Origin of the sequence: Paraburkholderia sp. 31.1, from assembly GCF_014397645.1 — a bacterium.
GTDB lineage: Bacteria > Pseudomonadota > Gammaproteobacteria > Burkholderiales > Burkholderiaceae > Paraburkholderia > Paraburkholderia tuberum.
Window position 1 is genome coordinate 111035 of record NZ_VZQN01000019.1, and the last position, 23627, is coordinate 134661.

At 59.7% G+C, this 23627-nt stretch carries 20 protein-coding genes and 1 tRNA gene; 9 read left to right on the forward strand and 12 right to left on the reverse strand.

Annotated features, from left to right (window positions below):
- Positions 1-293: 293 nt before the first annotated feature.
- A complete protein-coding gene (locus F6X37_RS16855) occupies positions 294-2150 on the reverse strand; it encodes a phosphoenolpyruvate carboxykinase (GTP) (RefSeq protein WP_187612111.1) in 1857 nt (618 codons plus the stop codon).
- Positions 2151-2537: 387 nt separating this feature from the next.
- Here F6X37_RS16855 and F6X37_RS16860 point away from each other — a divergent pair, with 387 nt between their 5' ends.
- Positions 2538-3551, forward strand: coding sequence for a D-2-hydroxyacid dehydrogenase family protein (locus F6X37_RS16860; RefSeq protein ID WP_187612112.1), 1014 nt, complete (start codon positions 2538-2540; stop codon positions 3549-3551).
- Between the two features lie 48 nt (positions 3552-3599).
- On the opposite strand, the gene F6X37_RS16865 is transcribed toward F6X37_RS16860, so the two are convergent.
- Positions 3600-4478, reverse strand: a complete 879-nt coding sequence (locus F6X37_RS16865; protein ID WP_187612113.1) for a patatin-like phospholipase family protein — start codon at positions 4476-4478, stop codon at positions 3600-3602.
- A 75-nt stretch (positions 4479-4553) separates the two neighbouring features.
- Entirely contained in the window at positions 4554-4958 is a 405-nt protein-coding gene (locus F6X37_RS16870; RefSeq protein ID WP_187612114.1) for a PaaI family thioesterase, read from the reverse strand.
- A gap of 200 nt (positions 4959-5158) precedes the next feature.
- Between F6X37_RS16870 and F6X37_RS16875 the strand changes: the two genes are divergently transcribed.
- The 6 genes from F6X37_RS16875 to F6X37_RS16900 all read left to right on the forward strand — a co-directional run bounded on the left by F6X37_RS16875 (position 5159) and on the right by F6X37_RS16900 (position 11587).
- A tRNA-Lys gene (locus F6X37_RS16875) sits at positions 5159-5234 on the forward strand.
- 521 nt (positions 5235-5755) lie between these two features.
- A complete protein-coding gene (locus tag F6X37_RS16880) occupies positions 5756-7249 on the forward strand; it encodes a hypothetical protein (protein WP_222944861.1) in 1494 nt (497 codons plus the stop codon).
- Positions 7233-8177: a hypothetical protein gene (locus F6X37_RS16885; protein ID WP_187612115.1), complete on the forward strand. Its 945-nt coding sequence runs from the start codon at positions 7233-7235 to the stop codon at positions 8175-8177. The genes F6X37_RS16880 and F6X37_RS16885 overlap by 17 nt, the downstream gene beginning before the upstream one ends.
- Positions 8178-8259: 82 nt before the next feature.
- Positions 8260-9480: an SIR2 family protein gene (locus F6X37_RS16890; RefSeq protein WP_187612116.1), complete on the forward strand. Its 1221-nt coding sequence runs from the start codon at positions 8260-8262 to the stop codon at positions 9478-9480.
- Between the two features lie 55 nt (positions 9481-9535).
- Positions 9536-11371, forward strand: coding sequence for an ATP-binding protein (locus F6X37_RS16895; protein ID WP_222944862.1), 1836 nt, complete (start codon positions 9536-9538; stop codon positions 11369-11371).
- 3 nt (positions 11372-11374) lie between these two features.
- The gene (locus tag F6X37_RS16900; protein WP_187612117.1) at positions 11375-11587 is read left to right on the forward strand and encodes a KTSC domain-containing protein; all 213 of its coding nucleotides are present in this window, start codon (positions 11375-11377) and stop codon (positions 11585-11587) included.
- Positions 11588-11773: 186 nt separating this feature from the next.
- Here the strand turns inward: F6X37_RS16900 and F6X37_RS16905 are convergent, their stop codons facing one another.
- The 3 genes from F6X37_RS16905 to F6X37_RS16915 all read right to left on the reverse strand — a co-directional run bounded on the left by F6X37_RS16905 (position 11774) and on the right by F6X37_RS16915 (position 14644).
- Positions 11774-12961, reverse strand: a complete 1188-nt coding sequence (locus tag F6X37_RS16905; RefSeq protein ID WP_187612118.1) for a helix-turn-helix domain-containing protein — start codon at positions 12959-12961, stop codon at positions 11774-11776.
- Between the two features lie 7 nt (positions 12962-12968).
- Positions 12969-13610, reverse strand: a complete 642-nt coding sequence (locus F6X37_RS16910; protein ID WP_187612119.1) for a hypothetical protein — start codon at positions 13608-13610, stop codon at positions 12969-12971.
- 368 nt (positions 13611-13978) lie between these two features.
- Positions 13979-14644: a hypothetical protein gene (locus F6X37_RS16915; RefSeq protein ID WP_187612120.1), complete on the reverse strand. Its 666-nt coding sequence runs from the start codon at positions 14642-14644 to the stop codon at positions 13979-13981.
- A gap of 469 nt (positions 14645-15113) precedes the next feature.
- Here F6X37_RS16915 and F6X37_RS16920 point away from each other — a divergent pair, with 469 nt between their 5' ends.
- On the forward strand, positions 15114-15869 hold the full coding sequence (locus tag F6X37_RS16920; protein ID WP_184040829.1) for a complement resistance protein TraT: 756 nt from the start codon (positions 15114-15116) through the stop codon (positions 15867-15869).
- Positions 15870-15983: 114 nt separating this feature from the next.
- Here F6X37_RS16920 and F6X37_RS16925 read toward each other — a convergent pair whose 3' ends face one another.
- Positions 15984-17501, reverse strand: coding sequence for a sensor domain-containing diguanylate cyclase (locus F6X37_RS16925; RefSeq protein ID WP_187612121.1), 1518 nt, complete (start codon positions 17499-17501; stop codon positions 15984-15986).
- Between the two features lie 435 nt (positions 17502-17936).
- Between F6X37_RS16925 and F6X37_RS16930 the strand changes: the two genes are divergently transcribed.
- Entirely contained in the window at positions 17937-18524 is a 588-nt protein-coding gene (locus F6X37_RS16930; protein ID WP_184060918.1) for a LysE family translocator, read from the forward strand.
- Positions 18525-18564: 40 nt separating this feature from the next.
- Here F6X37_RS16930 and F6X37_RS16935 read toward each other — a convergent pair whose 3' ends face one another.
- The 5 genes from F6X37_RS16935 to F6X37_RS36935 form a co-directional block, all read right to left on the reverse strand.
- The gene (locus tag F6X37_RS16935) at positions 18565-19437 is read right to left on the reverse strand and encodes an AraC family transcriptional regulator (protein ID WP_187612122.1); all 873 of its coding nucleotides are present in this window, start codon (positions 19435-19437) and stop codon (positions 18565-18567) included.
- A gap of 141 nt (positions 19438-19578) precedes the next feature.
- The gene (locus tag F6X37_RS16940; protein ID WP_187612123.1) at positions 19579-20373 is read right to left on the reverse strand and encodes an ABC transporter substrate-binding protein; all 795 of its coding nucleotides are present in this window, start codon (positions 20371-20373) and stop codon (positions 19579-19581) included.
- Between the two features lie 64 nt (positions 20374-20437).
- Positions 20438-21592: a pyridoxal phosphate-dependent aminotransferase gene (locus tag F6X37_RS16945; RefSeq protein WP_187612124.1), complete on the reverse strand. Its 1155-nt coding sequence runs from the start codon at positions 21590-21592 to the stop codon at positions 20438-20440.
- 340 nt (positions 21593-21932) lie between these two features.
- Positions 21933-23336, reverse strand: a complete 1404-nt coding sequence (gene dbpA, locus F6X37_RS16950; RefSeq protein WP_187612125.1) for an ATP-dependent RNA helicase DbpA — start codon at positions 23334-23336, stop codon at positions 21933-21935.
- Between the two features lie 23 nt (positions 23337-23359).
- Complete coding sequence (locus F6X37_RS36935; RefSeq protein ID WP_090802271.1) at positions 23360-23560, reverse strand: hypothetical protein; 201 nt, start codon at positions 23558-23560, stop codon at positions 23360-23362.
- Positions 23561-23627: the final 67 nt, after the last annotated feature.

The following is a 23627-nucleotide window of genomic DNA, read 5'->3' on the forward strand; positions in this document are numbered from 1 at the left end:
GAAGCGAACTTGGAATTCTCCTACGACTCGCAAAATCGTGCAGAAGTTGCCCGCAAAATAGGAAATATTGTCAATTTTGGTATGACTGTGTCGATAAAACCGGGGTCCGACCAGCGATTATTCCCAAATCAAAAACAATCTGCTGCGCTGCATCCTTGCTCTGTCTTTTTTGTTCGAACAGACGCAACGGTCGTTCGGCCGTTGCGGAACTCGAAAAAACGGAAATAAACCGGGCGCCCAAACGAAAAAACCGCCCGAGGGCGGTTTTTTATGCTGAGTGAGCACTCACATAATCAAGCTGTGAGTTTTTCCTCGAGCGCGCGCTTCGCCTCAGTCAGTGCCGGCGGCAGACCGTGTTGCAGCGTGTCAAACAGCTTCGTGTGCAACACAAGCTCGTCGCGCCATGCAGCGTCATCGACGGAAATCACCTGCTCGAACTGCTCGCGGCTGAAGTTCAGCCCGCTCCAGTCGATGTCCTCATAGTGCGGCGAAATGCCGAACGCATGCTCTTCGCCCTGCGCGGTGCCTTCGATGCGGCCGACCATCCAGCTCAGCACGCGCATGTTCTCGCCGAAGCCAGGCCACACGAACTTGCCGTCCGCGCCCTTGCGGAACCAGTTCACGCAGAAGATTTTCGGCAGCTTCGCGCTCAACTGCTGCAGACGCTCGCCGGTCTTCAGCCAATGAGTGAAATAGTCGCTCATGTTGTAGCCGCAGAACGGCAGCATCGCGAACGGATCGCGGCGCACCACGCCCTGCTGTCCAGCCGCCGCGGCGGTGGTTTCAGAGCCCATCGTCGCCGCCATGTAGACGCCCTCGACCCAGTTGCGCGCTTCAGTGACGAGCGGCACGGTGGTCGAGCGGCGGCCACCGAAGATGAATGCGTCGATTGCGACACCGGCCGGGTTTTCCCAGTCCGCGTCGATCGACGGGCACTGCGAAGCCGGCGCCGTGAAGCGCGCGTTCGGATGCGCCGCCTTGCGGCCGGTTTCCTTTGCCTCGTCCGGCGTCCAGTCCTTGCCCTGCCAGTCGATCAGATGCGCCGGCGGCTCGTCGGTCATGCCTTCCCACCAGACGTCGCCGTCGTCGGTCAGCGCGACGTTCGTGAAGATCACGTTTTCCTTCAACGTGGCGAGCGCGTTGTAGTTGGTCTTTTCGCTCGTGCCCGGCGCAACGCCGAAGTAGCCGGCTTCCGGATTGATCGCGTACAGGCGGCCGTCCTTGCCCGGTTTGATCCACGCGATGTCGTCGCCGATCGTCGAGATTTTCCAGCCGTTCAGGCCCGCAGGCGGGATCAGCATCGCAAAGTTGGTCTTGCCGCACGCCGACGGAAACGCCGCCGCCACGTGATGCTTGCGCCCGTCCGGCGAGGTGACGCCGAGAATCAGCATGTGTTCGGCGAGCCAGCCCTCGTCGCGGCCCATCGTCGATGCGATGCGCAGCGCGAAGCACTTCTTGCCGAGCAGCGCATTGCCGCCATAGCCCGAGCCAAAGCTCCAGATTTCGCGCGATTCGGGGAAATGCACGATGTACTTGGTCTTGTTGCAAGGCCACGACACGTCCTGCTCGCCCGCCGCGAGCGGCGCGCCGACCGAATGCACGCATGGCACGAACTCGCCGTCCTCGCCGAGCACGTCATACACCTTGCGGCCCATGCGCGTCATGATGCGCATATTGGTCGCGACGTACGGGCTGTCGCTCAACTCGACGCCGATATGCGCGATCGGCGAGCCGAGCGGGCCCATCGAGAACGGCACCACGTACATCGTGCGGCCGCGCATCGCGCCATCGAACAGGCCGTCGAGCGTCGAGCGCATTTCGGCCGGGGCGATCCAGTTGTTGGTGGGGCCAGCGTCCTCGGCGCGCTGCGAGCAGATGAAGGTGCGATCCTCGACGCGCGCGACGTCGGACGGATCGGACCAGGCGAGATAGGAATTGGGACGCTTGGCGGGGTTGAGTTTCTTCAGCGTTCCGGCTTCGACCATCTGCGCGCACAGGCGGTCATATTCTTCCTGCGAGCCGTCGCACCAGACCACTTTTTCAGGCTTGGTCAGCGCGGCGATGCGCTGGACCCAGTCGATCAGCTTGCGGTGTTTGATCCATGTGGGCGCCTCGATAGTGGGCTGGCCTTCGAACGAGGGATGATTCATCGACTTGTCTCCGTTTGAAGCAATAGAAAAACGGTACAAGCCCGCGGGACGCTGCATGCGAGTGGCATTGAATTCATCGCGCCGACGTGTCAATTTTCCACTGGCGGCGCATGATTGCGCAGATCGTCCTGGGCCACACAGCTTGCCAGGCGGAGGCGCGCTTCCTACAAGGCTTCTGCAACCTTGTGTAAAGCGGCTTGCCTCAACACGCAACAAACTGCTAAAAACGTTCTCAATTCGCCTTCACGTAGCGTTGCCGTTCTTTTGTGTGCGACAGCTTCTACGGTAGGGCATCTAGCCAGACTAACGTGTGACCTAAGTCACATGGTGGGACAGTCAGCATAACATTCAGTTCGCACCAACGAGGTGCGCCGCAAATTACATACCATGAAGATTGCCATCCTCGACGATTACCAGGACGCCGTTCGCAAGCTCGACTGCTTTCAATTGCTGGCCGACCAGGAAGTCAAAGTATTCAACAATACCGTGCGCGGTCTCGGACAACTTGCGAGCCGTCTTGCGGAAGTCGACGCCCTCGTCCTGATTCGCGAACGTACCCGCGTCACGTCGCAACTACTCGACAAGCTGCCGCGTTTGCGCATGATCAGTCAGACTGGCAAAGTGTCGAGCCACATCGATCTAGCGGCCTGTACCGAGCGCGGCATTGCCGTGCTCGAGGGCAGCGGTTCGCCGGTCGCGCCGGCCGAACTGACGTGGGCACTCATCATGGCCGCCCAACGGCGTATTCCGCAATACGTGGCAAACCTTAAACAGGGCGCCTGGCAGCAGTCGGGGCTGAAGACGTCGGCGCTGCCGCCGAACTTCGGTTTGGGGCAAGTGCTGCGCGGACAGACGCTAGGGATCTGGGGCTACGGCAAGATCGGCCGACTGCTCGCCGGCTACGGCAAGGCGTTCGGCATGAACGTGCTGATCTGGGGCCGCGAGCACTCGCGCGAAGCCGCTCGCGCCGATGGCTACAGCGTCGCGGCGAGTCGTGAGGAACTGTTCGAGACCAGCGATGTGCTGTCCCTGCATCTGCGTCTGCACGACGACACGCGTGGCATCGTCAAGCAGGACGATTTGATGCGCATGAAACCGACCGCGCTGCTCGTGAACACGAGCCGCGCCGAGCTGCTCGAAGAGAGTGCGCTGGTGAACGCGCTGTCGCACAACCGTCCGGGGATGGTCGCGATCGACGTCTACGAAAGCGAGCCGATCCTGCAAGGCTACAGCCTGCTGCGCATGGAGAACGTGATCTGCACGCCGCACATCGGCTACGTGGAGCGCGAGAGCTACGAGCTGTATTTTTCGGCGGCGTTCAACAACATCCTCGCGTTCGATGCCGGCGATACCGCCAGTGTCGCGAATCCGGAGGCGTTGCAGGGCGGGCGCCGGCGGTAATTGATGGGCGAGGCGGCCGGCGGTTCAGATGTGTGCCCGCCGCGTCGCTCATCGCGCTTCGTGCGCTCCCGCCTCCATCAATGCAGGGATGCGTTCAAGGAAGACCTCACCGTCGGCACGGCCAAGGTTATAGGCGTGCACCATCTGCGACGGACTCGTGTAATCCCAACTCGAAATCGGCACCTTGCGCGACGGTTGCACGTAAAGCCGCTGCTGCACGCCGTGTGGCACGACGAACATCTGCGGCCGCGGATAAAGACGCGTGACCATCACGAGCACGTTGCCCGGCGCGTCGGCATCTAGCGCGCCGACCGGCACGTTGTCGACCATGCCGCCGTCCAGCACCGGCCGGCCGTTGCGCCGCAGAACCGGCGTGAACGGCGGTGTACTCGACGATTGCAGGATCAGGTCGGCCAACTCGTCGACGCTCGCGCAATCCTGCGCGCGCACGAATTCCGGATGAAAGCCAAGCGTCCGACCGAGCGTCGGATGCAGCGTCTTGCGCACGTATTTTTCGATGTTGTACGCGACCAGCCCTGCCGCGACCGCACTTCTCGCGCCGAGCCAGCGCGGCAGATGCGACACGCCGATGCGGATTTCCGGCGCCTGCGCGAGCCTGGAAAACTTGTCGCCATAGATATCGAGCAGCGCCTGACGGTAGATCCGGTAATGCGGGAACACCGACTCGCCGCGCAGCAGATTGCCCCAGTATGCGTTGCGCGTGTTGTGGCGCAGTGCGTCTTCGTAATAGCGCATAACCCAGTCGGCGTCGCCGCGCGTGTAAATCATGCACGCGGTTGCGGCGCCGGCCGAAATGCCGGTGATCACGCGCGGACGGATGTCGAGCTGCGGCTGCACGACGTCCCAGAAACCCGCCTGCCACCAGCAGCGGTTGCCGCCGCCGGCGAATACGATCTGATCGAACATGCTGCTTTTCCTTGCTTTCCTTTGCTCTTGCTGCTCGCAGATTGTGTTGGCGGCCCCCTCGGGTCCGACGCGCATTCACTCGAGCAGCGCGTAAGTCGTAGTGGCTTGAACCGCCATGTTGCCGCCTTCGTCGAACAGTTCGACTTCGCCAAACACGAGATTGCGGCCCATGCGCAGCACGCGCGCCTTGATCAGCACATCGCCCTTGCGGACCGCGCGCATGAAGTTGATGTTCAGCGACACCGTGCTCATCGGCTTGAAGCCGCCGAGTGCGGCGGTAATGGCGACGACCATCGCCGTATCCGCGGCCGCCATGAATACCTGGCCGCTGATCATGCCGCCCGAGTGTCGCCACTCGCCAGAGAACGGCAGACGCAGCGTGGCGCTTTCCTCGTCGACCTTGATCGGCGTCAACGTGAGCGCCCGGACCCATGGGGCGAGAACTCGGTCGAGCAGCTCGGTAATCTCTTTGTCATTCATGGGAATCCCCGGGCGAAAGTCGCGATGCTGAGTGCGGGAGGTGTCCGCGACATGATACCGGCAGCGTTGGACGCGTCGATGTTTTCGGGATGGCGGTTTTGTCGAGGGAACGCTCAAGTTCGGGCGATGCGATCTTTTTAATAACACTGCGAAAAGGGCTTGGCAATCTCAAAAAGATCCTGCATAATTTCGCTTCTGTTGGGGCGTTAGCTCAGTTGGTAGAGCAGCGGACTCTTAATCCGTAGGTCGAGTGTTCGAGTCACTCACGCCCCACCAAAGAAATTAAGCACTTAGCCCGGTCCTCGTGACTGGGCTTTTTGCTTTCTGGATTCCGTGTAGGCACCATGTAGGCATTTGAGAACACCATCGATCCATGCTCATAGCCTTCGCAAAAGTACCCGAGCAACGCGAGAGCGCGAACTTACACTGATGGCCTGCACAGGAGCTGATTAAAAAAAATCAGCCCCAGTTACTTTCTGCTCGTACCCACCTGTTTGCAGACGCTCTCGGCCCGTTATCGGGTCGAAGATATCGTACGAAAACGCCCATAGCCGGCCGCCCACCCGCATCCACCTAGATTGCTTTACTTTGATGTAAAGTGCCGTATCAACTCCACGTGCGCCGTGGCTATCGCTAGCAAACAAGGACGCAGGCCCGCTTGAAGATCGCTTGCGACGAGAGCATCTTTTAGACTACCTCAAGATCTGTACAGAACCTTGCAAGAAATCGCCAAGGACAAAAGAGTCTCGGTTTGCGCAGGTCATCCGAGACGCAGCTGAAAGGAACGTTGTTGACCAATGGCTGTTGCACAAGAACAGAAAGTTATGAAGGTGCCACTTTCCCAGAAGGAAGCTGGGGCCTATTACACCCCAGACGCTGTTACGGAGAGTCTGTTGAGCTGGGCGCTGCGCAGCGAGAAGGATCGTTTGTTGGACCCTTCTTGCGGCGATGGACGCTTCATCGCCGGACATCGTAACAGCGTTGGTATTGAACAAGACATGGCTGCGAGTGAGCTCGCGATGGCACGGGCACCATGGGCATTAGTGCATGAGGGCGACTTCTTTGCGTGGGCCAGCAACACACTGGAGCGTTTCGAATGTGCAGCCGGTAATCCGCCCTTTATCCGCTATCAGACGTTTAAAGGGGAAGTAAGAGATCGCGCGATGAGCCTTTGCGGCCGTGTCGGCGCCAAATTCAGCGGGCTCAGTTCTTCGTGGGCACCGTTCCTCGTAGCAACAGCAAGCCTGCTTCTGCCCGGCGGCCGTCTCGCTTTTGTCGTTCCCGCGGAGATTGGGCACGCCCCTTACTCGGCTCCTCTAATCGAATATCTATCTGCTCACTTTGCCGTCGTGCACATCGTGGCGGTGCGCGACAAGCTGTTTCCTGACCTTTCGGAAGACTGTTGGCTGCTTTATGCGGACGGCTTCGGAAAGCATACGGAAGAAATTCGTTTTTCAGCCCTAGATAGGTTCCTGCGGATGCCTGCGCCGCCCAAGAGCTTTGCGCGCGTCTCGATGAACGAATGGAGAGAGTGGGGACGGCGCCTACGGCCGTTCCTGATGCCCGCTGAAGCCAGAAGTCTGTATCGGGAGGTGATCGCGCATAAGGAGGCGCATCGCTTCGGCCAACTCGCCAATATCGGCATCGGTTACGTGAGCGGGGCCAACGATTTCTTTCACCTGCGTCCATCCGATGCCAATAAGCTTCGCATCCCGAAACAGCTGCTGCACCCAACGGTCCGCAACGGACGTGCTTTACCGAAGCGACGCTTGACGACGTCAACCGTCGGCAAGTGGCATCAAGATGACGAGCAGGTTTTACTACTACGCATGCCAAAATCGGGCCGTGTTCCTGCGGCGGTTTTGCGGTACCTCGACTCGGACGCAGGCTTCATTGCCCGCCAAGCGTACAAATGTCGGGTTCGAGACCCTTGGTACTCCGTTCCCGACGTGCAAATTCCGGATTTCTTCCTGTCATATATGTCTGGCCTTGAAGCAAACTTGGTGCGTAACGATGCAGGCTGCACGTGCACCAATTCCGTCCATAGCGTAAGGCTGCGGGAGGGCGTCGATGCCGGAAGCCTGTTGGATAAGTGGGAATCCCCGTTTGTGAAACTGAGCACGGAATTGGAAGGACATCCACTCGGAGGCGGCATGCTGAAGCTTGAGCCGCGCGAAGCGACTCAAGTGGTTCTCCCCTCAGCGTCAGCGCTTCGAGGTATACGCAACTCGGTTATCGAAGAGGCTCTAGCTTCCTTGCGTGAGTGGAGGCACTATGCCACTGCGCAATAATGCCGTCGACGGTGAGTCACGCGTGTGCCAGTGGATCAATCAGGAGGACGCGCTACACCACTTTGCGACGTATACGGGAGCCACTCAAAGCCAGCAGCATATTAAGCCGCTCCATTGGTACGTTGCATGTCGGTTGGTACTCGAAGGCGGGTTTCATCCTGACGACATTACGCCGCGACCACCGTTCACGGTCGTGACTCGCGGCTCTAAATCCTTTTTGCATTTCGATCCAAAGTCTGCAACCGGTGGCGAACGGACTGTGCTTGGTGGGCTTAAGACGAAAAACGTGGACGTTGTTGTCACGAAGGATGGAATTGGGCCCGTGATGGCCGTTTCATGCAAGGGTATGACGGGCGCATTTCGGAACCTGACTAACCGCATGGAAGAAACGATCGGTGAGTGCACAAATCTGCACATAACCTATCCGGCAATGGTGTTCGGCTACATGTTCGTCATTCGAGCGAACCGCGTGGTGGCAGCACTCGCGAAGGAGTTGGCGCCAGATGAGGCGACGCCAGCACGGCAACTCGCGGCCAATGACATAGCCGTCCAAGAGGGAGGAGCGCCCGTTGAGTCGATTTTTCGTTTTCATTCTGCGCTGCGCGAACTGACCGGGCGCAGAGGGATTCGCAACGACGTCAGCCGGTACGAAGCGGTGACGCTGGCCATGGTGGAAGTATCCGGCGACGATGTCGGTAATGTGCTGCGCGATTTCCCACCCCACGACAGTCCGCTGCGGTTGGAACAGTTTTTCCAGACACTGTACTTGCGATATGAGGAACGATATCTGTTTGGTGCGCCCGATCTAAAATCGGTGACTCGCCGGTTGGAGTGGGCACCGGATTCACCTGTTTTTGATCAAGCGCAGATCGATCATGACACTTATCCCAGTTTGGACTATGAACCGCGAATAGCGCAGTCGACATAGACCCTGATGTGGCGGAACGTCCGGCCATCCGCCAAGTGTTACTTGAAAGTCGTCGAACGAACAAGAAGGCGTTGACCAAGAAATGAGCGCACTATTCCACTGTCCATATCGTCAATCCCTTCTACTGCAGCACGCACTTGCGCCGGACAAGATGCGAATTGCATTTCTTTTAGGTGCTGGATGTCCCGTCTCGATTCGCATGCCGGCGGATGTGGGAACGAACCCCTTGATTCCTGATATCCGCGGACTCACGGATTTGGTCAACTCGCGGTTGGGCCAATCCGAGCAGTTGGGTGCCAGCTATAAGGCGCTCTTGGATCGCTTTCACGGCGGCGCACCTGAGAATCCGACCATCGAGGATATTCTGAGTCATCTTCGTGCCCTTCAGGATGTGGTGCGTGAAGGCACGATCGATGGCCTCAACAAGACAAGCCTCGCCGCGATTGACAAAGAAATATGTGAAATCACGACCAGCGTAGTCGGGGTGCCTTTGCCCAATTCGATTACGCCGTATCACCGACTTGCGACGTGGATCGGCGGCATTCACCGAGCACACGCAATTGAGGTTTTCACACCCAACTATGACCTACTCATAGAGCAGGCCCTCGAAGAGCACAAGGTTCCCTATTTTGACGGCTTTATAGGTTCAAGGCAGGCGTTCTTTGACCTTACGTCAATGGAAAACGAAACCCTTCCAGCAAGGTGGGCTCGTCTTTGGAAGTTACACGGATCGGTCAACTGGTGGCGTACAGCCACGGATGACGTTGTTCGCCGCGACGGGCACTCGCAAGGTGATCGTCAGATGATCTACCCTTCTCATTTGAAGTACGACCAAAGCCGCCGCATGCCCTACCTAGCAATGCTCGATCGGCTGCGTGAATTCCTTACGCGCGGCCAAGCTGTGCTCGTGACTTGCGGCTACTCGTTTGCAGATCAGCATCTGAACGAAATCATCCTCCATGGTCTGCGAAGCAACCCGACCGCTATTTGTTTCGGGCTGCTCTTCGGACCACGCTCAGGATACTCGGATGCACTCGCCAAGGCGCGCAGGCATCCAAATCTGAGCCTTCTCGCGCGCGACGGTGCGATTCTCGGCACAGTTGAAAGAGATTGGCGCCCTGATGAGCAAACTGGACACCCCTTGCACGGGTTGAGCGTGACAAAGCCTGAGGGAACTGCCGGGTCTCCCGAATCGGAAAACAACTGTGAGTTCTTGCTTGGGGACTTCAAGCACTTTGGCAATTTTCTGGCGCAACAACATTCGCGCTCAGAAGAGGAACCGGTGATTGCAAGTGTCTCGTGACCCAACCTTTATCGGGACGGTGCAAGACGTCCGGGGTGCCACAATCACAGTCGAGTTGAGTGACGAGACCGTGACGGGTCTCGGATTTGTGCATGGGGAAGGTTACCGAATCGGGCAAGTAGGCAGTTTCATTCGAATTCCGCTCGGCTTCGTGGATCTATACGGGGTTGTCTCCCAGGTCGGTGCGGGAGCTGCTCCCGTCCGCGATGGGGAAGAACGTGTCTATGGAAATCGTTGGGTGACGGTACAGATGGTTGGGGAAGGGCAGCGCGGTGGACGATTCGAGCGCGGCATTTCCCAGCATCCGACAATCGATGATCGTGTCCACATCGTCACCGAGGCCGACCTTGTAGCGATATATGGAGCTGGCGATCCGCAAGATTTTGTTTCAGTTGGTCATCTGGCGAGTGCCGAATCTATCCCATCGTTAGTCAATATTAACAAGCTCGTCACACGCCATTCGGCAGTTGTCGGAACGACGGGGTCAGGAAAGTCAACAACAGTAGCCGGTCTGCTCGCGGCTCTGTCTGAAACCGATCGATATCCCTCTGCGAGAATTGTTCTACTGGATATACACGGCGAGTACGCGAAGGCACTCGCAGATAGAGCGTCAATCTTTCGCGTTTCTGCATCGCCTACTGCTAATGAGAGGGGGCTTTACATTCCGTTCTGGGCATTGAGCTTCGAAGAGCTCATCGGGCTGGCGCTCGGAAAATTGAATGACGCGCAGACCGCGGCGGTCGCAGATGCCATCGTACATCTGAAGAAAGAAGCGCTCGTTAGTTGTCCGCGAGATGGTGTCGAAGAGTCGCGAGTCACGGTGGACACACCGATTCCGTTTTGCCTGCACAAACTTTGGTTCGAACTTCACAAGCGGGAACACCATACGTTAATACCGCGACCGGGAGGCGCAGCAGACGACGTCGATCCGGCCTATGTCGTTGGCATTGATGGCGCGCCCCAGCAACTCGGCGATGCAATGTCCGTAACGCCGCCGCTCTATCGAACTGTCAAAACCACGGGTCCAGCGACAGAGCGCGTGCAGTTAGGGCGAGACCCGCTTGGAATTCGGCAGCAACTCGCTGGCCTCGCATCGAGATTGCGAGACCCAAGGTTGGCGTTTTTATTCAACCCAGGTGACTGGCTTCCAGATATTAACGGGAAGACGGTTGAGGATCTCGACGCCTTGCTTGAAGGTTGGATTGGCGGACCACTGCCAATCAGCATCCTTGATTTGTCTGGCATCCCGTCGAGCGTACTCAACGACCTAATCGGCGCGCTTTTGAGGGTCTTGTATGATGCAATCTTCTGGGCGCGAAATCTTCCCGAAGGAGGCCGAGAACGGCCGCTTTTGCTGGTCCTTGAGGAGGCTCATGCCTACCTGTCGAAGGAAAGCCCAGGACCCGCGGCGCTCGCGGTAAAGCGGATCGCGAAGGAGGGCAGAAAGTATGGCGTTGGCATGATGATTGTCAGTCAGAGGCCCTCGGAGATTGACTCAACTATCCTTTCTCAGTGCGGAACCATATTTGCGATGCGTCTCGCCAATGACGTCGACAGAGGACATGTCACCAGCGCCGCTTCAGACAACCTGAAGGGGCTGTTTGAGATGTTGCCCGTACTCCGGACCGGCGAGGCCATTATCGTCGGCGAAGCGGTCAGCCTCCCTGTACGCACGCTCATCTCCCCGCCAGGAAAAAACCGACGACCAGATAGCGCAGATCCGCGAGTGGTTGTGCGTGGGAACCCAAGTGATGGCTACGAGGGTCCCGCTGGTTGGGGGCAGCAGCGTGACCCCGAGGATTATGCCATTATGGTGAAACAGTGGCGTCAGCAGAACCCGCGTTACGAGCACGTTAGTCCAGAAGCAACGACAACAGACGACGAGGAGTAGACGATGGATTGGATCGCAACGCCAGAATCGTCCAATATCGCCCAATTCGCGTATGACGAAGGCAGTCAAGTGCTGAAGGTCGAATTTAAGAACGGAAGCGTGTACGATTATTTCGACATCCCGGAACACATTTTTCAAGCGATGAGAAATGCCCCATCTAAGGGGCAGTACTTGGCCCAGGAGGTTAAGGGGCGATATCGGTACTCGCGGACCTGAGCAATCGATTGGGGCTAGAGCGACCTTCTGCGAGATCGACTGGTGCGCTACCCGGTTGAGTACATATTCGACGCGGCTGCGCGACGGAGGCAGATCTCCAACCCGAGAGATACGAGTTTCGACCAACTTGTTCTCACGCCTACGATCCTGTGTCCGACATACTGCGAGACAGGCATTGCGCCAATGCTAATCGCGACGGTGCGAAGAATGGATTAGGCGAACAGCGCCTCGTCCTTTTCCTCTATCAGGACCGCTTCCCTTGTCACCACCACTGAGCACGTTCAGCATAAGGTTGAATGTGAGCGCATCAATCTCTTGCGGAGGAATTGAAAGCGCATTCGCCACATCCGATTTCGATATTCCCTCGTCTCGAAGCGCCTTGAAAACCTTTTCGAGTGCGAGCGATTTCTCATGCGAAGCGCCCTCGGGTTCGTTTGTGCGATAACCGGCTTCCGCCAGTTGTATGCACAGCGTGCGGTAAATCCAGTCGCTTGTCATGCCCAGCGCATGCAATCGATAATTCAAAGCGGCGACAGACACCTTCCAGTAGCGCTTCGCGCGCACCAGCCCGGGCAACGTAGCGACACGAGGTGCGTTGGCAAGCACACTCTTGCGAGGCATCAGGAACGCAGACGCGAACGCATTAGCCTCGCGCTCGAGTTCGGGCCCCTGCGTTTGTCCGTGCCGGTGCAAAACCAGATGTCCAAGCTCATGTGCTGCATCGAACCGGCAATGTTCCGCTGATTTGTACGTATTCAGGAACATGAAAGGCTTGCCACCATGCCACATGGAGAAGGCGTCCACCTCCTTCGCGTCAATCGCAAGGGAAAAGACGCGCACGCCTTTTGACTCCAAAAGGGCAATCATGTTCTTGACCGGAAGTTCACCGAGCCCCCAGTGGGAGCGGAACGCTTCAGCCGCCGCCTCTGGACCATATGCGGTAGACCTGGAGGGAAAAGGAATCTTCTCTTCAAAGTCTTCACGGGGTGCGGGGTCAGTCAACGCCCCAGACTCACGCCCCAGATCCGGCAGGTCAGGCTCCGGCAGATTGAAGTTCTTCTCCAGCCATTCGTTTAGTAGCAGACCGATTGCTCCCGAGCCGAGTGCACTGTCTCTCTGCCGTGCACTCATCTTGGACATCGAGCGAAAGCTTGCTACGCCTTCGGTCAATTCTTCCGGGTCACCCTCGAAAAAAAACGCTTCGGGAAATCCCAGCGCCGTCGCAATTCGCTGCACGTTGGACGGCTCAGGCTCCTGATCGCCCTTTTCATAGGCAGACACGGAACGCTCGCTGACACCGATGCGTTCAGCTATCTCGCGTTTCGTCATGCCTCGTCGACGCCTTGCCAGCGAGAAACGCTTTGCATTAAACATCAATCACTCAGGCAGATTTACGGCTAACGACAAAATCGACGTCGGGAAGTTGCTGGATAGGAAGCGGCGTGGAATCACCGTCAAGCTCGATCGGTCCGAGCAGGATACGCTCAGACCATGAGGTTACGAACCGCTCGGTCGAATCGTAGCCATTCGGTCGCGAAAGCTCGAGGCGAATCTCGTCGCCTTCGAGCCGGTGTAAAAGTATCCACGTATCGATAGTGCGCGCCTCGTCCTCAACAGGGGGCAAGGTTTCAGGAAACAGGTCAGCCGTCCTGTTGTCATCGACGGCTTTAACGGTGCGCGGCCCTTTCTCACTCTTGTTGGACGGCGTACGGTCCTTGTTCCCCGTCCCGAAATCCCCGGACGCGACTGCGATTGCCAGATTCAGGTCAGGATTGACCACCAGTTCGTAGTTTCCTTCATCCTGCTTTACCCACCCGCGTGGCACCAGAAAGTCCCGCAGCGCAGCAACTGTCTCGCAGGTCAACGCTGCGTGCCGATACAAATTGGGATGGTGGGATGTGAGGCGCACCCGGTACATGTTCGCCTGCATCAGTGCATCGATCAGCACCTGCCGGTCGAGCTGCAATAACGCAAGGCGCACATCGACATCGGCTGGCTCATGGAAAATGACCGTCGCGAGCATGGGTGCGTCCCAAAGTTGACTTCCGGTTATTCTGCCACAAATGAGGAAAAAAAACCGGAAGTCATCGCGCAGCAAGTGGTGCCTACCAAGGAACGCGCCGCTCCGACCGGTCTCGGCCACGAGGGCACTTGTCCGTCAGGGCCAGCCTCGAAGGTCAGGACGTATTAAATGACATGCTGACGAAAACGACGTTTATTTGGGCGTCAGTCTGGGCTTTTCCGTGAAACCGGCAACGAACTGCGTCCTCGACAGTTTGAACTGTTGAAGCAGCGCCTGAATTTCGACGACTGTTGGAAATCGAGCTTGCTCTCCGACAGCCTTCACATATCCGCGCAAGGCGTCCCGCAAATCACTCAGCCCTTTCGTCGTCAGCACTCGCACATCGGCAGACGGCGACGCCTCGGCCTGGAATCTCGATTGCGGATGGACCAGCACGGGTGTCGCTGTACACGTCGTGTCGTATGCGAGATCGAACCATGACTTTGCGCCGAGTAATTGATTGCAGTGGTCCTTCGAAATCGGGGTGCCGTCGTTGTCCACGCCGCTTTTGCACTCGATGACAAGGAATTGCAGCTCGCGAGCGCCCACAGGTTGTCCGGTCCACCGTCCTTGTACTGCTTGTCTGGCCTTTGTGACCCGAATCCGAGCATCGAGCCCAGGTCCTGCATCGCCGATTCAAACTGCTCGGTACGCTCCTTGTCCCATATGAGGTCCGCAATCATGGAATGAACCCACAGCACGAACCCGTTCGGCTCTAGGAATCGTTCGCGCATGAATGCCTCGGCGGCCTCCGCCTGCTCCTTTGCCGGGGTGCTCAACCTTGCGGAGCTGATGCCAGCCAGCGTCCGGGGAACACGTGGATTAAGGCCATTCGCCGTCAGGAGGATTTTCTGAGCTTCCGCCGCATTGCTTTGATGACGATATTCGGTCATCTGCTGCATCAGATAACCACGAACGATTTTGTCCGCTTCCTCCCTGACCGCTTCCTGAACAGTCTCGAATGCAGCAAACGCCTGACCACTGTAAGCATTCAACCGAGGCCGTAGCCACCTTTCCGATGTTCGATCATGATCGCCGCGCGTTCTTCCGCACTCAGATGCTTGTAGTTCTTCTTCATCGCAACACCCTACCTCATTGAAGGTGTTGCACTTGGAACTAGAGACTAAGCTGCAACCGGGCTTTTTGCGTTCTGTCGCCTGTGCAGGCAAATGGGACAACGCGGCTGCGGCACGCCCATTCGCAAACTACTGCGAGATTGCGCAAGCTGGCAGCCCTATCACCATACCCCCAACACCCGCTCCCGCGTAATGGCCATGCCATTACCCAATTAGCATAATTTCGCTTCTAACCCTAAAGATTCCCAAGCTAGCAGCCGACATTCCACATGCCCTTCCTTTCCTCATAAGCATGCAAGGACGGGTATCTGCGAAGAAATTAATTCAAATGATTGGCCAGCGTGCAGCAGGGGACCGTAGTGATCTGCTGCAGAAACAAGGGGAAGTTATGAAATTGAACAAACTTGCACTTACAGCAGTTCTTCTGGCTACGGCCGGCACCACCAGCTTGCTGACCGGCTGTGCGGCGACCCAGGTTGCGATCAGCAAGCACGACCTGGATGTCCAGACAAAGATGTCGGACACGATCTTCCTCGACCCGGTCGCCGATTCGAAAAAGACTGTTTTCGTGCAGATCCGCAATACCTCCGACAAGCCTGATTTCGACATCGCGGCTGACGTGAAAGCGGCCGTCTCGGGCAAGGGATACCGCATTGTCGGAGACCCGGACCATGCGCAATATATTCTTCAGGCAAACATCCTGCAGGTAGGCAAGGTCGCTCCGTCGGCGGCCCAGGAAGCATTCGGCGGATATGGCGCCCCTCTTGGCGGTGCCTTTCTTGGCGCGGCCGCCGCGGCATCGTTTGGTAGCACGCATGCCGCGCCGATCGCTGGCGCGGCCCTCGCGGGCGGCCTGATCGAACTGGTCGCCAACGCTGCAGTTAAAGACGTGTACTACACCGCCATTACCGACGTGCAAATCAAGGAGCGCCAGCACAGTGGCGTAGCGAGCCACGAAAACTCCACACACAACCTGCACCAAGGCAACAGTGGCGGCACAACCGTGACCTACAGCGAAGATACGAACTATCGTACGTATCAGACCCGCATCTTGAGCGTCGCCAACAAGGTGAATCTCGAGTTCGCTGAAGCAGCGCCGCCGCTGCGCAGTGGGCTGGTGCGCGTTATCGCTGGCTCGTTCTAATCCAGGCATCGACAACCGGCGCGAGGTAGCACGTCGCGGAAATCAGAAAGGGTTGCACGCGAAAGCGTCGCAACCCTTCTTCATTTCCGGCGCAGAAAAATCAGGAGCGACCGGTCACCCAACTCCCATTTGCGCGACCCTATTCCTGCCACGGGCCTTTGCCGTATACAACGCCTCATCGGCAGCCCGAACGACGACGCTGACATCCGTCACCCGATCCGAGCGCGACGTGGTCGCGCCGATGCTGACCGTCACGCGACCGAACTCGCCGCCCTGGTGCGCGATGCCCAACTCGCCGATCGCCACGCGGATGTTCTCGCCGACCACCCCGGCACCGGCGGCGTCGGTATCCGGCAGCACCACGACGAACTCCTCGCCGCCGTATCGACCGACGCAATCGCCCGGCCGCTGGATCACCCTGCGGATGCAGCGCGCGACCGCGGTCAGCGCGACGTCGCCGGCCTGATGACCATACGTATCGTTATAGGCTTTGAAGTGATCGATATCGACGAACAGTAGCGACAACACGCTGCCCGTGCGGCGCGCGCGCAGCCATTCGCGCTCGAGCGTTTCGCACAGCGCGCGGCGATTGGGCAGGCCGGTGAGTCCGTCCGTGCCGGCAAGCCGTTCGAGCTCGTGCTCCACCCGCTGTCGCCGCCGCAACTCGGCGCCGAGCCACGCCGCCAACACGATCACGCCGATCCCGAAGATCAGCATCAGCGAACCGATCGTCAGCGCGCGCCCCCACCAGCCCGCATAGATATCGTCGGTCGCCGCGGCGACCAGCACGATCAGCGGCAATTGCGGAATCCGTCTGAACGAGTAAAGCCTCTCGGCGCCGTCGAGCGGCGAAGACGCGATAAAGCTGCCCTCGTCTTTCGCGAGCAGGTGCTGGAAGAACGCCGTCTTGCTGATATCGCTGCCCGTCACGTGTCGATCGTCGGGCCGTCGCACGATGATCGTGCCGTCCGTTCTGACGATCGACACCGAGCCATGCTGCCCGATCCGCAGATCCGCGAACAGGCTCGTGAAATACTCCTGATCGATACCGAGCGCGACGATTCCCGCAAACGATCCGTCAGGCCGGGACAGTCGCCGGCTCAGCGCGATGCTGCGCGAACCGGATCTGAGTCTCGAGTTGTACGGCGCGCTGACATCGAGCCCGAGATCCGGATCTTCACGATGAATCGTGAAGTACGGACGGTCCGAGAGGTTTCCCCCGCGCGGCACGTCGCTATCCGAATCGATCACGACGTTGCCCAGTGCGTCGATCACCACCATCGCGCCGACGTATTGCCCGGTCGCCGCGCGATCGAACAGGATCTCGCGCCGCAAACGCGGCGAATCGAGCACGCCCGGACGCCCGAGGCCATCGGCGACGGCCTGCAGCGACAGCGCGTACAGCTCGAAATTGCGCGCGATGTCGCGCTCGGTGATCGTCGCGACATCGCGCGTCGAATCGAGTGCGCGCGCAATCGCATCCTCGCGGCTCTGATACAGCGCGTAGCCGCACAGCGCGAGCATTGCGAGCACCACGCCGCATCCCGCGTAGATGACACCATCGCGTGGCATCCGCCATCTGCGCGCCCATGCGATCAGGACGTGAAACCGGGCCTTTCTTTTGTGGATCATGTGCTCTGCGTTTCCAACGGCGGGAGTCCGTTTGTCGAAGTGCTCACTACGCTTCCGGTTTGTTGAGACAGAGCACCAGCAGATAGCGAATCCATACGCAAGTGGAATCACGCATTTTCGAGGCTTCGGACTGTTTATCGGGCCGAATAATCGCCCGCTGCATAGGGGCATATCATAAGTTTCGATAAATAGAATTTACCTGATAATTCAAAAATTGTTTTTCCTCGGTAACGTTTGCGCGTATTTCTTTTTTAAATTCAAACGCGTGTTTGTTATCGAATCATCGCGTCATCGCCTAATGTTTTTGTGAACCGTTGAAGCCGCAGCGGTTTTAGCTTCTTATCGATTGGGCAATTTCCTTCAATACATGCCCTCGCCGCCTCGTTACCGTTGAGCGTCGCAATCCATTCGCACACTCACGTTTCGAGGCATCCGATGACCGCATTACTCTCGATGGCCGCGTTCGCGCTCGCCAGTTCCATTTCTCCCGGCCCGGTCAACGTCGTCGCGCTGAGCGCCGGCGCGCAGCACGGGCTCGCCGCGAGTCTGCGGCACGTCACTGGCGCGACGGTCGGTTTCACGTTGCTGCTTCTGTTGATCGGCCTCGGCCTGCACGAATTGCTCGCGCGCTTTCCCAATCTGATCGAGATCGTCAAATGGGCGGGCGTGGGCTTTCTGCTCTACATGGCCTACAAGCTCACCATCGATGACGGCCAGCTCGGCGCGGACAAGCCGGCGCGCGGGCCGTCGTTCGCGCACGGCGCGGCCATGCAATGGCTCAATCCAAAGGCGTGGCTCGCGTCGCTGGCCGGCATGAGCGCGTATGCGGCAGGCGGCGACGGCGGGCTCGTCTGGCAATTCACGGCGCTGTACTTCGTGATCTGCTATCTATCGATCGCGAGCTGGGCGTATGCCGGCACGTTTTTGCGCAGGCATCTGCGTGAAGCGAAGCGGGTCCGGGTGTTCAATCGCGTGATGGCGGCGCTGCTCGCGCTCAGTGCGATGTATCTGCTCGTCGAGTGACGCGAGCCGCGCCTGCTTCCCGAGGCGGCTTGATGCCGCGTCACGCTCCGCTGCGATATTGGCCCGGCGTCGCCGCCACCAGCCGCTTGAAGGTGCGCTGCAAATGCGCCTGATCGGCGAAGCCGGCATCGAGCGCGACATCGGCGATCAGTGCCCCGCGCCGCAGTTGCCCGCGACTGTACTGGATGCGTCGGTTGATCAGATACGCGTGGGGCGTCATGCCGTAGCGCAGCTTGAACGCGCGTATCAGGTGCGACGCGGACAGCCCGGCGGCGTCGCACACATCGTCGAGTTTCAGCGCGCGCGTGCAGTTTTCGGCGATGTACTCCGCGGCACGCGCGAGTTGGCCGCTCACGGCACGCTCGGGCAGGCTCGCCGGATTGAGCGTTTGCTGCACGCGGGAGAAGAAGGTGATGGTCGCGCTTTCCTTGCGCAGGGTGTCGTTGTCGTCGTCGTTACCGGCGAGAATCGCGCACAGCCGGTTCAGGCCGTCGAACAGCGCGGCGTCGAGCGTCATGATCTGCGAAAACGCGCGGAACGCATGGTTCTCGTTGAAGCCCAGCTCGTGCTGCAGTTTCGTGAACCACGCAACGTCGACGTGCAGCATCCGATACGACCACCGCTCGCCGGCAACCGGGTTGCACGCGTGCACATCGTCGGGGTTCATCATCACGACGGCGCCCGCGCCGACCCATTCCCGCGCGTGGCGGTTCAGATACACGCTGCGGCCTCCCGTCACCGCGCCGATCGAAAACGTTTCGTGCGAATGTTTGGCGTAGCAGACCTTGCGGCCATCGTCGATGGAACGCGCCTCGATGAACGGCAGCGCCGCGCTGCGCCAGAAGCGCGGCGCGTCTGCGCCTTTTGCGCGTGCGGTGTTCGCAGCGCTTGCCGCTTCGATCGTCTCGCTCATGCGCGCTCTCCGGTTGATCCGCCGACTTCGCCGTTGTCTCCGAGTTCGCGAAGCCTACGTATCGTAGCCGTCAAACGCATGGCCAACAAGCGAACGCGCGGCGCCGCTCGCAAACGGCGCCGCCGGCCGGACGCGACGCGATTACTTCGCGCTGACGTCGATATTGCCGAGATATTTCGCGGCGAGCGTCTTCACCGTGCCGTCGGCTTGCACCTTCGCGATCGCGGCGTTCAACTGATCGCGCAGCGCGGTATCACCCTTGCGAATGCCGTATGCGATGCCGCTGCCGAGAATCTTGTCGTCACGCACAGGCTGACCGACGAATGCGTAGCCCTTACCTTCGGGCTTCGACAGAAAGCCCGTTTGTCCGGCCGGCGCGAGCACGAGCGTGCCGTCGAGACGGCCAGCGGTCAAATCGGCATAGACCTGGTTCTGATCCTGATACGGCAGCACGATCACGCCGGCCGGTTCCCAATGCACCTTAGCGAAGGTCTCCTGAATCGAGCCTTGCAGTACGCCGATGCGCTTGCCCTTCAGCGACTCAGGCGTCGGCTGCAAACCGCTGTCGCTGCGCGCGATCAGCTGCGACGGCACGCGATAGACGACGGTCGTGAAATCGATCGCCTGGCGGCGCTGCTCGGTCGCGTTCATCGCTGAATTGATCGCGTCGAACTTGCGGCCTTGCAGCGCCGGAATCAGGCCGTCGAACGAGGTTTCGACCCACTTGCACTTCATGTGCGCGGCCGCGCAGACCGCGTTGCCCACGTCGATATCGAGCCCTTGCAGTTCGCCGTTCGGTCCTTTCGACTCGAACGGCGGGTACTGCGCTTCGAGGCCGAAACGCAGCGTCGCGGTATCGGCGGCGCTTGCGGCCAACGATGTTGCGAGCGACGCGCCGGCACAGGCCAGCGCCAACAAGCACTTGAGCAACTTCATGACATCTCCCTTCATTCTTCGAATACTTTGACGACTTCGATACTTCGAGTGTGCTCTCGCGCGCTCAGATTTCACACAAACGCCGCGCGCCTTCGAGCAGCGTCGCGTCGTCCTTCGAGAAACTCAGGCGAATCAGCCCCGAATCGGTGCCGTCGGTGTAGAACGCCGACAACGGAATCGTCGCGACACGCGCATCGCGGATCAGGCGCAGCACGAAATCGCTGTCGCTTTCATCGGAGAAGCCGCGGAACCGGGCGAGCATAAAGAAACTGCCTTCGCTCGGCAACAGCTCGAAGCGCGATTCGCGCAGCGCATGCGCGAGCAGATCGCGTTTCTTCTGATAGAAGTCGGACAGGTCGAGGTAGCTGTCGCGATCGGCGAGCGCGTCGACGAACGCGTGTTGCATCGGCGTATCGGCGGAGAACACCATGAACTGATGGACCTTGCGGATCTCGTCCATCAGCGCGGCGGGCGCGAGGCAGTAGCCGACGCGCCAGCCGGTCACGTGGTACGACTTGCCGAACGACGACACGATCACGCTGCGCTCGGCGAGTTCCTGATGGCGCGCCATGCTCTGATGCTTCGCGCCGTCGAACACGACGTGTTCGTAGACCTCGTCGGACAGAATCACGATGTCGGTGTTGCGCGTGAGCGCCTTCAGCCGCTCGATATCGGCGTCGCTAAAAATCGTCGCGGTCGGATTGTGCGGTGTGTTGACGATGATCATGCGCGTCTTCGGCGTGATCGCGGCAGCGACTTCATCCCAGTTCACGCGGAAGTGATCGAGCGACAGCTTGATCGCGACCGGCTTCGCGCCCTGCAGGCGCACGATCGGACCGTAGCTGTCGAACGACGGCTCGAAGTAGATCACTTCGTCGCCCGGATGCACGAGCGCGCTGATCGTCGAATAAAGACCTTCGCTCGCGCTCGCGAGCACGGTCACCTCGCTGGCGGGGTCGTAGCGCACGCCGTACAGCGTTTCGACCTTGTCGGCCAGCGCTTCGCGCAGCGCGCCGATGCCGGCCATCGGCGCGTACTGGTTGTGGCCGGCGCGCATCGCCTGCGCGACGCCGTCGACGAGCTTCGGGTCCGGCGCGAAATTCGGCGCGCCCTGCGACAGGTTCAACGCATCGTGTTGCGCGGCCAGTTGGCCGATCACGGTAAAAATGGTGGTGCCGACGTCCGGCAGTTTCGAGCGGGCTTGCATGGCGCTCTGCATAAGACTTTCTCCCTATCTACACCCGCCGGCGGCCGCACGAATGGCGGCGGCGGGGCGTTCCTTCCGGTGGGGTGATTAGGCATCAGCCAAAGAACGCTCACAATCGAAACTTTGTCATGCGCGGCATGCGTTTTGTTCATGGCTCGCGCGAAGCCGCTCGACGCAGGCCTAAGCCGGCGGGTTCATGGTTTGCGGGGACGCGGTGCGGATTTCGGGGAATGTGGGTAACTGCGTAGGTATGAAGGAATGTGATGCTGAGCGGCCCGGTCGCGAAAACGGCCGCTGACGCGGCCGTTTTCGAGTTATTGGACTTTCAAGGAAAGCCGGAGCTTCGGGTGAATCAGGTTTCGTCCATCAAACGAACCTTGACCTTGCGCCCCTTCAGCTTGCCCGCGCTGAGCCGGCGCACCGCCTCGCGCGCGATGCTGCGCTCCACCGCGACATAGGTCGACATGTCGGTCACGTTGATCTTGCCGATCTGCGAGCCCGCGAAGCCGGCGTCGCCGGTCAGCGCGCCGAGCACGTCGCCGGGACGGATCTTGTCCTTGCGGCCGCCGAGGATCTGCAGCGTTTCCATCGGCGGCAGCAGCGGTTCATTGTTGCCCGCCTTCAGTTCGGCCAGCTTGTGCCATTCGACGTCGCGCTTGTGCGCCTGCTCGATCCCACCGACGCGCCCCATCTCGTCCATGCTCGCGAGACTCAGCGCCCAGCCTTCCTGATCGGCGCGGCCCGTGCGGCCGATGCGATGCGTGTGCACTTCCGGGTCCGGCGTCACGTCGACGTTGATCACCGCTTCGAGTTGCGCGATGTCGAGGCCGCGCGCGGCGACGTCGGTCGCGACGAGCACCGAGCAGCTGCGGTTCGCGAACTGGATCAGCACCTGATCGCGCTCGCGCTGATCGAGTTCGCCGTGCAGCGCAAGCGCATGGATGCCCTGCGCGCGCAGCACGTCGAGCAGATCGCGGCACTGCTGCTTCGTGTTGCAGAACGCGATCGTGCTGACCGGACGATAGTGATTCAACAGCAGACCGACCGCGTGCAGACGCTCGTCTTCGCTCACTTCGTAGAAGCGCTGACGGATCTTGCTGTCGTCGTGCCGCTCGGCAAGTTTGACTTCCGTCGGGTTTCGCAGGAATTGCTGGCTCAGCTTCGCGATGCCCTCGGGGTACGTCGCCGAAAACAGCAGCGTTTGGCGCTCTTTCGGGCATTGCCTGGCGACCTTCGCGATGTCGTCGAAGAAACCCATGTCGAGCATGCGGTCGGCTTCGTCGAGCACGAGCGTGTTCAGCGATTGCAGATCGAGGCTGCCGCGTTCGAGGTGATCCATGATGCGGCCCGGCGTGCCGACCACGACGTGCGCGCCATGTTCGAGGCTCGCCGTCTGCGGACGCATCGGTGTGCCGCCGCACAAGGTCAGCACCTTGATGTTTTCTTCCGCGCGCGCGAGACGGCGGATTTCCTGCGTGACCTGATCGGCGAGTTCGCGCGTCGGGCACAGCACCATTGCCTGCGTGCCGAATTTGCGTACGTCGAGGCGCGCGAGCAGCGCCAGCGAAAACGCCGCGGTCTTGCCGCTGCCGGTTTTCGCCTGCGCGATCAGATCTTGACCGGCGAGCGCGATCGGCAGGCTCGCGGCCTGGATCGGCGTCATCTCGACGTAGCCGAGCTGCGTCAGGTTCGCGAGCGTGGCGGGCGGTAGCGGCAACTCGCTGAATGCGGCGCCGGCGGGGGTGGGACTGTTCATAGGATCGTCTGTAGGAATCGCGATTACTCGGCCATCGGGCCCTGATCGGGGCGGCCCGGCAACTGCTCGTACAGCACCGCGCCGTTGTCGCCGTCGAAACGCTCGACGTAATTGCGCGCGCCGCACAGCGGGCAGCGGAACAGCAGCCCCTGGCCTTCGTTCTTGATGACGACGTCGGATTGCTCCCACTGCGCGCCGCAGGACTGGTTTCTACAGGTGAACACGTTGATTCTCCAACTGGATTCGATGATCGATCGGCAAGGTCGCACATGCGGCCTTGCCGTGTATGGG